At 53.1% G+C, this 12,732-nt stretch carries 7 protein-coding genes and 1 pseudogene; 3 read left to right on the forward strand and 5 right to left on the reverse strand.

Annotation, left to right across the window (positions count from 1 at the left end; genetic code table 11):
* Nucleotides 1-56: 56 nt before the first annotated feature.
* Together M3090_RS12915 and M3090_RS12920 are read right to left on the reverse strand one after the other, a co-directional pair.
* Nucleotides 57-3,236 (reverse strand): SusC/RagA family TonB-linked outer membrane protein, encoded by a 3,180-nt coding sequence (locus M3090_RS12915; RefSeq protein WP_249056916.1) that lies wholly within the window; start codon nucleotides 3,234-3,236, stop codon nucleotides 57-59.
* Nucleotides 3,237-3,427: 191 nt separating this feature from the next.
* Nucleotides 3,428-7,456 (reverse strand): two-component regulator propeller domain-containing protein, encoded by a 4,029-nt coding sequence (locus M3090_RS12920; RefSeq protein ID WP_249056919.1) that lies wholly within the window; start codon nucleotides 7,454-7,456, stop codon nucleotides 3,428-3,430.
* A gap of 360 nt (nucleotides 7,457-7,816) precedes the next feature.
* On the opposite strand from M3090_RS12920, the gene M3090_RS12925 reads away from it, so the two are divergent.
* The 3 genes and pseudogenes from M3090_RS12925 (at nucleotide 7,817) to M3090_RS12935 (ending at nucleotide 9,134) form a co-directional block, all read left to right on the forward strand.
* Nucleotides 7,817-8,176 (forward strand): hypothetical protein, encoded by a 360-nt coding sequence (locus M3090_RS12925; RefSeq protein ID WP_249056921.1) that lies wholly within the window; start codon nucleotides 7,817-7,819, stop codon nucleotides 8,174-8,176.
* A 38-nt stretch (nucleotides 8,177-8,214) separates the two neighbouring features.
* Nucleotides 8,215-8,688: pseudogene (locus tag M3090_RS12930) on the forward strand (RNA polymerase sigma factor); the annotation flags it as partial.
* Nucleotides 8,689-8,699: 11 nt separating this feature from the next.
* Nucleotides 8,700-9,134: a hypothetical protein gene (locus M3090_RS12935; RefSeq protein ID WP_249056923.1), complete on the forward strand. Its 435-nt coding sequence runs from the start codon at nucleotides 8,700-8,702 to the stop codon at nucleotides 9,132-9,134.
* 513 nt (nucleotides 9,135-9,647) lie between these two features.
* Here M3090_RS12935 and M3090_RS12940 read toward each other — a convergent pair.
* Genes M3090_RS12940 through M3090_RS12950 form a run of 3 tightly spaced genes read right to left on the reverse strand, consistent with a single transcriptional unit; the run spans nucleotide 9,648 to nucleotide 12,563 of the window.
* Nucleotides 9,648-10,643: a phosphatase PAP2 family protein gene (locus M3090_RS12940; protein WP_249056925.1), complete on the reverse strand. Its 996-nt coding sequence runs from the start codon at nucleotides 10,641-10,643 to the stop codon at nucleotides 9,648-9,650.
* Nucleotides 10,634-11,644 carry an NAD-dependent epimerase/dehydratase family protein gene (locus tag M3090_RS12945; RefSeq protein WP_249056926.1) on the reverse strand — a complete coding sequence of 337 codons (1,011 nt, stop codon included), beginning with the start codon at nucleotides 11,642-11,644 and terminating at the stop codon, nucleotides 10,634-10,636. The genes M3090_RS12940 and M3090_RS12945 overlap by 10 nt, the downstream gene beginning before the upstream one ends.
* A 10-nt stretch (nucleotides 11,645-11,654) precedes the next feature.
* Nucleotides 11,655-12,563, reverse strand: a complete 909-nt coding sequence (locus M3090_RS12950; protein WP_249056930.1) for a cation diffusion facilitator family transporter — start codon at nucleotides 12,561-12,563, stop codon at nucleotides 11,655-11,657.
* Between the last annotated feature and the right edge of the window lie 169 nt (nucleotides 12,564-12,732).

The following is a 12,732-nucleotide window of genomic DNA, read 5'->3' on the forward strand; positions in this document are numbered from 1 at the left end:
GCCCCGTAGCCGGGACGGCGGAAGCAGCCGCGCTGCCGGCACCGGTTCCCCGGTCATCAGAAGTTCACCTGCACGCCGATGTTGAACGTGCGGCTCAGCGGATAACTGTTGTAGTCCAACTCCGGATCCCACAGTTTGAAGGGCGACCATACGGCCAGGTTGTCCCCGCTGAAGTACACGCGGCAGTAGGGGAAGCGGTAACCGATTTCCAATGTCTTGAAGCGGATAAAGTCGGCCTTGCGCATCCACCACGTGCTGGGCTGGATATTGTTCTGAATCTCGGCCTGCGAGATACCCATGCGCGGATAGGCCACGTTGCTGTTGTCGCCGCCCTCCGTCCAGTGGCTGTCGGCAATCCATTGCATCAGGTTCAGGCGTCCGTGCCCGGAGGTCTGCACGAAGGGATAAATCTTCTCGCTGCCGTCCATCAGCATGATGCGCCGCTTGGCCGAGCCGTTGAAGAATACGTTGAAGTCGAAGTTCTTCCACACCACGCTCAGGCCCAGACCGTACTGGATGCGGGGCGTGTTGCCGTAGGGCGAGATGACCACCTTGTCCTCTTCCGTGATGCGTCCGTCGCCGTTCACGTCGCGATACTTGATATCGCCCGGCATCACCTCGCTACCCAAATCCTGCACGGCGTGCGAATCGATGTCCGCCTGGTCCTCAAACAGCCCTTCGGCAATGAAACCACGCATACAGTCCAACGGCTTGCCGGTTTGCGTCTGCCACACGTAAGGATAATTCGGCTCGTCCAAGGAGACATACTTGTTTTTCGTATAAGTATAGTTCGCACGCAGGTCCACGCTCAAATCCTTGGTAAGCTGCTTGCGCCAGTTGACGCTCAGCTCGACGCCCTGGCTGTCCACCTTGCCCATGTTGGCCCAAGGAACGGCCACCTCGTAACCCAGAATCTTGGGGAAAGAAGCACGGTGCAGCAAGATGCGGTCGCGTTTGTACTTAAAGTAGTCGAACGTCACGTCCACCTGGTCGAAGAAGCGGGCGTCGATACCGAAGTCAAACTGCTTGGAGCGTTCCCAGTGAGCATCTTCCACGGGGAATTGCTTGATACGCAAACCCTGGTAATACTGCTGCGTGGCGCCGTTGATACCGGAAGTAAAGCCGTAACTGCCGTTCAGGGCAATGTCCCACAAATAGAGGAAGTGGGGCGCGCCGGCCGACGAACCGGTCTCGTCGCTACCTACCAGACCGTAAGAAGCGCGCAGCTTGAAGTTGTTCACATACGGACGTATCGGCTCCCAGAAATCTTCGCTGCTGACCACCCAGCCCAACGAAACGGCCGGGAAGAACTCGAAGCGGTCGCCCTTCTGGAGGCGTTCCGTGCCGTTGTAACCGAAGTTGAACTCCAGCAGGTACTTGTGGTCGTAGTCATACGTGAAGCGGCCGGACAAGCCCTGGTTGCGGTTGGGCAGCACGTCGGTACGATATTCGCGCATCATGTACATCAACATACCCGTCACGTTGTGCTTGCCGAAGGAGTTGGCGTAGTTCAGGCGGGCGTCGAAATAGAACGTCTGGTCGCTCCAGCGGTTGATGCCGCTCTGATTGATATATTCCTCGCCCTCCCGGATGTTCTGCACCTCGTAGTATTCCGGGTTCGAAGGATCCCAACTGCCGTCCACCAGCATGTAATAGAACGGATTGATAGAGCGGTCGTAGTAACTCTGCGAATAGTTGTTGAAGTTGACCAATGCCGTCAGCGACAAGCCCTTGGTGATGAAATCCAGCTTCTGGTCCAGGTTCAACGACACATTCAGCTTGTTGCTGTTGTCTTCCTTAAACGTGTTCATCATGGCCGCATAGGGATTGGGGAAGATGTCGCGCCCCTGCAAGAAGCCGCTGCCAAAGCGGATGTGCTCCACGCCTTCGGCTGCCGGATACATCACGGGGAACTGCACGGGGTTGTTCAGGTAAACGCTCTTGAACAAATCGGCCGATGCCGTGTTGGGCGATTTGGAATTGATAATCTGGGCGTTCATGCGCAACCCCAGCTTCGTGCTGGAAGTCACCTTATAGTCGATGTTGTTCTGGAACGTGTACATCCAGCGGTTGTAATTGCTGTTCATCGAATAATTATCCAGGACGTTCAGCATACCGCTGTCATGATTGGCCTGAAGGCTCATGTAGTAAGTCACGCGCGAACCGCCGCCCGACACGTTGATATTGGCGCGCTGGCTCTGCGTCATGTCCTTGAACATGGTGTCATACCAATCCACGTTGGGAAACACATACGGGTTGATGCCGCTGGCCGTATATTCTATCTGCTCCTGCGAGTAGGCAGGCATGGCGGAAGGAGTCCGGCCCAACAGCGCCTCGTTGTACAACTGCATATAGGTCACGCCGTCGGCATATTCCACCACGTTCGTCGGCTTCATGAACGAATGTTCGTAAGTAACGTTCACGCGTGCTTTCGAGTTTTCCGTACCCGTCTTGGTCGTCACCAGCATCACGCCGTTGGCGCCCCGGGCGCCATAGATGGCCGTTGCCGACGCATCCTTCAAGATAGAGAAGCTCTCAATGGTCTCGGCCGGAATGTTGTTCAGGTCGTCGGTACTTATTTCCACACCGTCCAGCAGGATAAGCGGGGTGGCACGTCCGCCGAAAGTATTGATACCACGGATGTAGAACTCGCCCGACGAGCCCGGCTCGCCACTGTTGGTCATGGCAATCACGCCGGACAACTGGCCCGCCAAATTGTTTGTCAGCGAAGAACTGGGCACGCGCAGCGTGGTTCCCTTCACCGACGTAATGGCGCCCGTCACCGAAATCTTCTTCTGCGTACCGGCGCCCACCACGACGACCTCGCTCAGCATTTCGTCGTCCGGCGCCAACTGCACGTTCACAAACGCTTGGTCCGTCACATACACCTCCTGCGTCTTATAGCCTACGTAGCTGACCTCGATTGTGAAAGATTTGCCGGAGACCGACAAGGTGAAGTGCCCGTCCATGTCAGTGATAACACCCGTCTTCGTTCCTTTCACCAAGACGCTGGCCCCAATCAGGGGGCTGCCGTCGTTGGCATCCACTACTGTGCCTTCCAACGTACGTTTCGCCTGGTCAACGCCGGCATCCACGGCCGTAGCACTGGTTACAACACTCCTTTCACCCTCCGGTGGAAGAGACTCTGCCGTTTGTCGCCCTTCTGCATGGACGCCCGCCAGCGGGACGGGCAACAGGGACATGAGCAACAAACATCTGCAAAAGTTAGCTTTCATTCTCATGTTTCGAGTATGGTATTATGGTTAAACAATGTGCACAACTCCCGGCCGGACGAGAAGTCGCCGCGCGGCGAATCTCACTGGCCGGATTGCTTGTTGCAAAAGTCCCCATAAAAAACTAACCAATGCTTAAAAATCGGGTCAAAATATGCAAATATCGGGTCAAAGCGGGGGAAAACACGCTTTTTTCAGGAGCAAGCCTCGTCATTCTTCTGCAAATCCTTGGGCGAAATGCCGAATTGCTGCTGGAAGCAACGCGCAAAATACGAAGGCGTATTGAAGCCCACCATCAGACAGGCCTCGTTGCTGCGGTATCCCTCCTTCAGCAACCGGTAAGCTTTGCGCAGACGTTCCTGCCGGATGTAATCGTTAGGCGTCATGTCCAGCACTCCCCTGAGCTTGCGGTTCAAGCTGGAACGGCTCATGTGCATATCGCTTGCCAAAGCATCGATGTTGAAATCCACATCACCCATATTTTCCTCGGTCACTGCGGCCAGCTTCTGCAGGAAATGCTTGTCCGTTTCAGTGACACCAATGGAAGAAACTGGCAAGAAGGGCGAAGCTGAAAAGATTTTCCGCAACTGTTCGCGGGTCTTCAGCAACGAAGAAATAGTACTGAGCAACAAATCAACCGAAAAAGGCTTCTCGATATACGCATCGGCGCCATAACGAATACCCTCTATTTTAGACTGCAAGGTTGACTTGGCCGTCAGCAAAATGAAAGGAATGTGGCAATACTCCGCTCCATCCTTCACCCGCCGGCACAGCTCCATACCGTCCATCACGGGCATCATGATGTCCGACACAATCAGATGGACAGGATGCGCCTTCAGATGCTCCAAAGCCTCCTCGCCGTTGGAAGCCGTCAACAACCGGTAAAGAGGACGCAACAGCCCGGCAATGAAAGCCATCATGTCTTCGTTGTCTTCCACCAGCAACAACGTATAATCAGTCTTCACAGGCTTTCCCTCCTCCGAAGGCACAGCCCCGACCTGTCGGGGAAGAAGTTGCTCCAACCCCTCCTCTCCCTTCACAGATACTTCTGCCGACGAAGCCGGTACCGAACGGATGGGTATTTCGAGTATGAAACAATTCACCGTTTTGTCTTCATCCATATAGATGCGCCCGCCCAACTGTGCCGCCAGCGCACAAGCCAGCGGCAGCCCGATGCCTGTCCCCGAAATGTAACGGCGGATACCCTTACGGTATTGCACGAAAGGCTTGAATATCTCCTCACGAACCTCCGGAGGAATGATTTGCCCGTCGTTGCAGACGGACAACCTGAACACATCCTGTTCCTGCCACAAGCGGACGTTCACAAAATGCTCGGAATATTTCAAGGCATTGTTCAGCAAATTGCTGAAAATCTTCTGCAAAGCCTCACTGTCTGTCAGCGTATGTATATCTTCGTCGGCATGCAGCGTGAATTGCAAATTACGGTAATCAGCCAACGCACTGAAACGCTGCACCATCCCCTTCAACAGCTCCGTTACCGCGCAAGGCGACAAATTCAGCACAAACCCAGGCTGCTCCACCTTGCGGAAATCCAGCAACTGATTCACCAGACTCAGCAATCTGTCAACATTCAGCGCCATCATCTGCAAGTTGTCGCGCACCCGTCCGGGCAACTGGTCCTTATCTTGCAACACCCGCTCCAGCGGTCCGCGAATCAGCGTCAGAGGGGTACGGATTTCATGCGTCACGTTCGTAAAGAAATCTATCTTTATGTCATACAGTTCCTTCTCCTTACGCTGTTCGGTCTCCCGAATCAGAAGCAACTGCCGTTCCCGATAGCGCTTCCGCAAATAAAGGACAAGACACGTGAGGGACAACAGAAACAGGAAGGCATAAAGCACAAAGGCCCAGGACGACAAATAAAAAGGAGGCAAAATACGGATATCCAACACCCTCTCGGCCGTCTCTGAGACAGTCTTGTCCGCAAAACGAATCCGCAACTTATAATCACCGAAAGGCAAATGCGCAAAAGTGATGGCATTGGACCGGTTGTCTATCCCGTACCACTCATCGCTAAGCCCCTCCAACTGATACTGCAAATGGTAGCGGCTGGAAGAATGGTAGGACAGAGCCGCCACGTGCAACGAAAAAAAGCCCATGTCCGAAGGCAACGTCAGCCGGCGCGCAAACAGGATGTTTTCTGTCAGAGACGAACCGGGCGAACCGACAGGCACTTCTTTGTCAAACATCTGAAGAGCAGTAAAGACAATGGGAGGCACGTAGCTGCTTTCGCTGAACGTGGCAGGATTGAACAGGATAAAGCCATTGAGTGTGCCGAAATACAAGTTCCCATCGGCATCCCTGTAACCGGATTGATAGTTGAAGCTGTTGTCTATCAAACCGTCGGACTCGGTATAGACCTTCCGGTAACCCGTATCGGGATTGAAGCAAAGCAAGCCTTTTCCGGTCGATACCCACAGATTGCCCGCACGGTCTTCCTCCATGCGAAAGGCATCATTGCTGGGCATCCCCTGCTCCACATCGTAGACAACGAAGCCGTCTTTCTGCCTGTCGTAACGGCAGATTCCCCCGCCTTGCGTCGTGAACCACAACCTGCCGCAATCATCTTCGTGGATACTGGTCACCTTGTCGCACGGCAACGAACCTTCCACCCCTTCCTGATAAGTATATTGCTTCCACGTCTCTGTCCGGGGGTCATGGCAGAACACCCCGTTGGCAAACGTAGAAACCCACAACAGCCCCTCCTGGTCTTCGTGGAAACAAAGCACATTGATGTTGTTCAAATGAGAGATGCGGGTAAAATCGTCCGTATCACGGTTGTAGCGCAACACGCCGTGCGCAGTGCCTATCCACAGCACGCCCCGGCTGTCCTTGTACAAAGACACCACATCGTTCGAATCCAACGAGCGGGGCGAATCACCCTTCCGGTACACCTTCACCCGCCCGCTGGGCAGATGGATGCGGTGCAATCCGCCGGAATAGACGCCGACCCACAGATAGTCGCCGTCCGCACACAAGCCATGCACGTTGGCTGACTGGCTCAGAAAACGACAAGGACGTATCTCCTTGGTCCGGGGATTGAAATTATACAAGCCGAGGTCTTCGGTGCCAAACCACAGGGTGCCATCGGCAGCCCCGCAAAACTCGCGTATCCGCTTCCCGAACAACTGCACCGCATTGGGGATGTACTTCTCAAAACGCGCATAAGGATAGGGATAATAATTCACCCCGCCAAAATAAGAGCCTATCCACATCCCATTTTCCGCATCGCGGTAAATGGCATAGATGGCACTGTCTGACAACACATAAGGGGCAGGCACCAACGGAGCCGTCAGATGGATGAAACTGCCCGTGCTGAGCCGGTAGATATAAATCCCGTCTTCCGTGCCCACCCACAATTCATCGTCGGAATAATAACACAAAGCCCGCACATAACCCTCCAGCAGCATCCTGGCCTCTCCACCCGGCCCGTTCACCTGCCTCAACCCTTTGGAGGAACCGATGAACCGGCTGCCATCCTTGCTTGCCAGAGTGGCCTGGATGTTTTCGCCCCGAAAGACTTCCCGCCCCGACTTGTCCTTGAAAGGAAGCAGCGAGCCGGCCCCGTCTGTCGTGTAATACAAGTTATCGCCATACAGTCCCACCCAGCAGGTATCGTTCTCAAACCAAAAATCGGACACATTGGCCAACTGCCCCTCTTCTATCCCCGTGGCCATGCAGCGGACCAGCCGCCCCGTGGCAGGCTCGTAACGGAAGAATCCCTGGAAATCGACCGAAATCCAGATGTTTCCCGACCCATCCTCGCGGATGCGCGTCACCGTATGCTCCAGGCGCTCGCCCGAATCAGCCACCACATCAAAAAAAGTGAAAGCGTCCTGCCGGGGCGAATAAATATAAACTCCCGCATCGGTGCCCACCCACAGCTCGCCATCGGCGGCTTCGAAAAGATAAGTGATGAAGTTATTGCCCAAAGATGAGTTTTCCGTATTGAACACACGGAACTCCTGGCTGTCATAACGGTTCAGCCCGTTCCGCGTGGCAAACCACATGAAGCCGTGACTGTCTTGCAGAATACAACTGACGGAATTCTGCGACAGCCCGTCCTGCATATCCAACGACTCAAAATAATACTGATAAGAGCCCTTCGCGGCGACATCCACCGTCGCCACCAGAAAAGCCATCAGGCATACGCATCTTATAATAATAAATGTACGAAAATCCTTCAAACTATTTATCTTCATAGGGAAAAAAACCTATTCGTTATATCCGCCTGCAACATCGGCTCTGTTTTTCCACCTCAAATATACATATTAATCCGGGAAAAATCCAAGAAAAACAGCAGATTAACGCAATAGAAATTGATATTTAAGCAGTTAGGGAAAAATCAGGGAAGTTGAGCAGGAGGATAGCAAGTTTGTGTGTTGGGCAGACTCAAACCGCTTGCAACCATACCGTTATTTATAATCAGCAAAACTTTCCGCAAAAAATTGTATCCCTGATTTTACTTTCATTCCTTTGTCGGGTCTTTTATGTAGAACATCCGTTCAAACGAGCTCACGAACAGGAACGTAAGAAAGGTATAACATAAACATTTGAAGATTATGAGACCAACAGGGAAACTGAAAATAGCGATGATGGCGATAGTCATTCTCCTTTCATGCGGAACTGCCAATGCACAGCGTTGGCGTTGGCACTCCCGGCCTTACCGGGTAGTAACCGTAGTCACCCGACCGGATGTAACCGTCCATGTCGGCAACCGTTTTACCCAAAAGGAGCGTTTCAGAATGGCCATAGCTTATCTGAAAGACCACGATTATCTTACGGTAAAGAGATATGCGAAGATAACGGAATTGTCGAAAGCGGCGGCCAAGGCTGAACTTGACGCTTTTGCAGCCGATAAGGACAGACCCATCGAAGCCGTAATACGAGGGAAAAAGAAAGTGTATATATTAAAAAAGTAGAACATAAGAAATTAGGATTATGAAGGAATAATGACGATGCGCAGGATGCCGCCCAAGAGACGTTTGTCCGCATATTCCGTTCTTTCCGTCACTTCAAAGGCGAATGTTCATTGAGTGCATGGATTTACCGGATTGCCACCCACGAGGCTCTGCGCATATGGGAACGCAGGAAGGACGAGCGGCTTTCCTTGGATGACCCGGAGGCAGGAGCAAACGCTCTGATGGCTGACGAATATGTGGATTACAGCGATTTGGAAGCAGTGAAACTGCAAAAGGCCATCCTGTCGTTGCCCACCAAGCAACAACTGGCTTTCAACCTGCGCTACTACGATGAACTGGGGTATGACGAGATAGCCGCAAGCATCGCCTTGCTGCTTGTGTTCCATCCTTTCTCCCCCAAGGAGGAAACCGATAGCTTCTCCCATGTGGAGCGGGCATTTGCCAACCTGAGCCAAGAAGACCAAGCTTACCTGCTTGCTGTTTATCAAGAAGATATATTTATGAACGAATAAAAAGAGTAACGATGAAAGGTATTATCAGAATCTTGTTTGGGGTTGTCGCTTTGACAACCTTCTGCGGCACAGTTTCAGCGCAAACAGGCAAGCAACGCCTCACCCGCGAGCAGTTGGCCGAGGTGCAGGCCAAGCATATCGCCAAGAAAATGGCGATGGACGATGCGACAAGCCAACGATTTATTGACACCTTCTGCCAGTTTCAACGGGACATTTGGGCGCTCGGTCCACGCCCGAAGCACCCCAACGACCAAATGACCGATGAAGAAACGGAACAGGCATTGAAAGCCCGTTTCGCCCACAGCCAGAAGATACTGGACTTACGGCAAAAGTACTACGTCGTCTACAGCGAGTTCCTGACGCAAAAACAAATCCGGCGTGTCTATGAATTGGAACGGCAGATGATGAACCGCCTGTCCAAACGCGACAGGAGAGTAAACCGATAAAAACTATTCACTTAAGTAAGTGCACAGAATTAACTTATACCATGGCACACAGATGATATGAAAAAATAATCTGTGAAAATCAGTCCCATCTGTGGCATCTGCGTGCTATAAGATCATTTTGATTAGTTACTTATCATCAAAGGTGGCAATTGGGATTCCGACCGTGACGATTGCCGCAGCGAGAAATCGGATGTCGTGAGGGATGGTGCACAAGGCTATGCCAATGTCGGTTTCAGGGTAGTAAGAGTGAACAGCCATTGAAGCACCATGCATATTTCCATATATTAAGAGCCTGTCGGAAAAACTTCCCGAAGGAAACAGATTATTGTCAAAATTTCCGATTTGCCCTCCCGACATTCAGCCCTGCTCCACCCGGTTCTGACCAAAGTCCTACCAAAGTCGTTCCAAGTTCGAGTGCATAGAAACGAACAAAATACGATGCAGGAACGAAGATGGAACGAAGATGAATCACGTTTTTTTACTGAAAGAAGGAGGCACGCTTCCGCCCCGCCATCAGGCATCCACACGCAACCCGGGTTTCAACGGCGAAAACAATGGCTGCGTAAACCATTTCTTGAACATCCACGTCGCAACCCAATAGAGCAAGAATGCAGAGAAAAAGCCGGCTATGGAATCGATGAGATAGTGCGCCTGGATGTAGACCGTGGCTGCGCAAAGCAACAAGTAGAAGGGCAAGAGCCAGCCGAACAGCCGCTTGCTGCCCCGCCAGGCCATAATCATCAGGATGGTCGACACACCCACGTGCGAACTGGGGAAGGCGGCCGTGGGACGTTCGCCTACCTGCTGCGAGCTTTCCACCAGGCTGTAGAAGAAGCCGTGCTCGTAGCCCGGACTGGGAAGAAGTTCCTGGTGGTAGTTAAAATAATCGCCGATGGGCGGAAAGTGGCCTTGCGCCACCTGGTCGAAGCCGATGGCAGGGAAATAGAACTGAGGGCCGGCCACCGGGACGAAAATATAGATAAGGTAGTAGATGAAAAACGAAGTGATGATGACGAAAGACACTTTCTCCAGCAGGTCGTAGCGATGGATGAAGTACCACAAGATAATGATGAGCATCATGGGGTAATAGAAGAAATAGCCCAGGTTGAGAGGCTCGCTGACCCACATCTGAGGCAGACAACGGCTGAACCAGATGGAGGGCTGGCCGCCAAACAAACTTTGCTCGGCCGAAGCAAACACATGGTCGAGGTTCAGAAACAAGCGGTTGAACTCGAAGGTATCCGGATACCAATAGGAAAGCAGCGACATCTGTATCACCACCCGCACGAAGGCACTGAACTTGCAGGGCGCCAGCCGATAGAGATACATCAGCAGGAAGGTGACAAAGGCTATGAGCGCACGGTCCCACAACATCTGGGCGGGATGGTCCATCAGGTCGTAAAGGATTACGACCAGAACGGAAGTCAGCAGATTGTATATCAGTGAAATCTTTTCTATTGCGAACAGCCCCTTGTAGGTTTCCACTCGCTTGAATATGTCTAAAGCCATCGGTTCTCCTTGTACCACGCAATGGTCAGGCGGACACCCTTGTCCAAGTCGTAAGCGGGAGCATATCCCAACTCTTCGACCGCAGGGGTGATGTCGCACCGCCAGTTGCGCTGTTTCATAATGTTATACTTGTCTCGGTTGAGCGTACTGGTCTTTCCCCGGCGTTTCGCCCACCATTCCGCGCACAAAGATACGGTTTTTAACGCAAACAAAGGAAATTTCAGGCGAATAACCCACGGTCGGCCCAATTCGCGGATGATAAGGTCGGAAAAAGTGCGGCTGGCATACACCTGTCCGTCGGACAGGAAATAGGCACGTCCGGTCACCCCCCGGTCGATGGCACGAAAGACGGCTTGCACCACATCGGCCACATAGACAAAGGTCAGGTCCTGGCGGCGGAAGCCGGCGGCCACGTCCACATGCCGGGCAATGCTCTGCGCCATGACGTAGTAATCACGCTCGCGGGGCCCGTAGACCCCGGTGGGGCGGAAAATGACGTAAGGGAAGCCCTGGAGGCTCTGCAAATATTGCTCCGTCTTCAGCTTGCTGCGCCCGTAGGCCGTGTTGGGGCAGGGCGTGTCGGTTTCCACAATGGGTTGGTAAGTACGTTCGTGCACGGGACCGAAGACACTGAGCGTGCTGATGAAGATGAACTGCCGGGGCACCAACTCCAGCTCGCGCAAGGCATCGACAAAATCGCAGGTCTGCACATGGTTCACACGGTCGAAGTCCGCCGGGTCGATGCACTTGGTGACACCCGCGCAGTGCACGATGTAGTCGAAACGGCCGTGACGGGACAACTGACGGCGTAAGGCGTCGGGATGCGCGAAGTCCAGTTCCAGGAAACGGATGCGCGGGTCTTGCAGATAGGCCCTGCTGCTCGTGGCACGGATGCCCGCCCACGTGTCGAAACCCCGGCGAAGGGCTTCTTCTACCAGAAAGCTGCCGATAAATCCGCTGGCGCCGGTGATGAGGATGCTGCCCGATTTTTCATTCTTCATTCTTCATTCTTCATTTAATAGGTTCCACATGAATACTGATGTAAGTGCCCTGCCCGAACTCCTGCCGCAGCCGTTGCTCGATGATGGTGGTGCAATGATGGGCCTCTTCCAAAGACAGATGACCATCCATGCGCACATGCAGGTCGATGGAATAGCGGGTGCCGATGCGGCGGGTGCGCAAGTGGTGCGGCGAAGTGACGCCGGGATAGGACAGGACAATTTCATAGATTTTATTCTCCACCTCGGCAGGCAAGGATTTTTCCAGCAGTTCGTTCATGGAAGGCACCAGCAGCTTGACAGACACTTTGAGGATGAAGAAGCTGACCACGACGGCGGCAATGGGGTCGAGCACGCACCAGGCATCGCCCAACAGGATGGCACCGCCAATGCCGACCAGGGTACCGATGGACGAAAAGGCGTCACTGCGGTGGTGCCAGGCATTGGCCACCACGGCTTGTGAATCGAGTTTACGGCCTTTGAAGACGGTGTATTGGTAGAGCACTTCTTTAGAAACAATGGAGACAATGGCAGCCACCAGCGCCAGTATTCCCGGCCGGGGCAAGATACCGCCACGGAGGACATGCCAAATAGATTGGCCCCCGTTCCACAAGATGCCCAGTCCCACGACGAACAGGCAAAGGCCGATGATGGCCGTGGCCAGGGTCTCGTATTTGCCGTGCCCATAATCGTGGTCGGCATCTTCGGGTTTCGACGAAAGACGCACGAAAACCAATACGATGATGTCTGTCACAAAGTCCGACAAAGAATGTACGGCATCGGCCAGCATGGCAGCACTGTGACCCACGATGCCCGCAAAAAACTTGAAGAGCAGCAGCAGGAAGTTCACCACACTGCCCACGATGGTCACTTTGTAAATTTCCCTTTCGCGTCGGGCTGTCTCTTTGTCCTTGTTTTCCATAATCTGCTTCCTTTTGATTTATAAAACGATGCAAAGATAGTACTATCGGCGGAAAGGAAGCATGTGCAGCCGGACAAATTACCTTGTTTTTTTTCGGACAGCATAGGCCAGAACACCTGCCGGGATTCGTTTTTTGCCTTTCTGCCTCCAGAAATGAGTGTATAAATTA

The sequence above is a fragment of the Bacteroides sp. ET71 genome (assembly GCF_023336905.1).
GTDB lineage: Bacteria > Bacteroidota > Bacteroidia > Bacteroidales > Bacteroidaceae > Bacteroides.

Coding starts and splice junctions, on each gene's coding strand:
- M3090_RS12945 (WP_249056926.1), bottom strand. CDS start 11,644: ATGAAGAATGAAAAATCGGGCAGCATCCTCATCACCGGCGCCAGCGGA.
- M3090_RS12920 (WP_249056919.1), bottom strand. CDS start 7,456: ATGAAGATAAATAGTTTGAAGGATTTTCGTACATTTATTATTATAAGA.
- M3090_RS12925 (WP_249056921.1), top strand. CDS start 7,817: ATGAGACCAACAGGGAAACTGAAAATAGCGATGATGGCGATAGTCATT.
- M3090_RS12940 (WP_249056925.1), bottom strand. CDS start 10,643: ATGGCTTTAGACATATTCAAGCGAGTGGAAACCTACAAGGGGCTGTTC.
- M3090_RS12935 (WP_249056923.1), top strand. CDS start 8,700: ATGAAAGGTATTATCAGAATCTTGTTTGGGGTTGTCGCTTTGACAACC.
- M3090_RS12950 (WP_249056930.1), bottom strand. CDS start 12,563: ATGGAAAACAAGGACAAAGAGACAGCCCGACGCGAAAGGGAAATTTAC.
- M3090_RS12915 (WP_249056916.1), bottom strand. CDS start 3,236: ATGAAAGCTAACTTTTGCAGATGTTTGTTGCTCATGTCCCTGTTGCCC.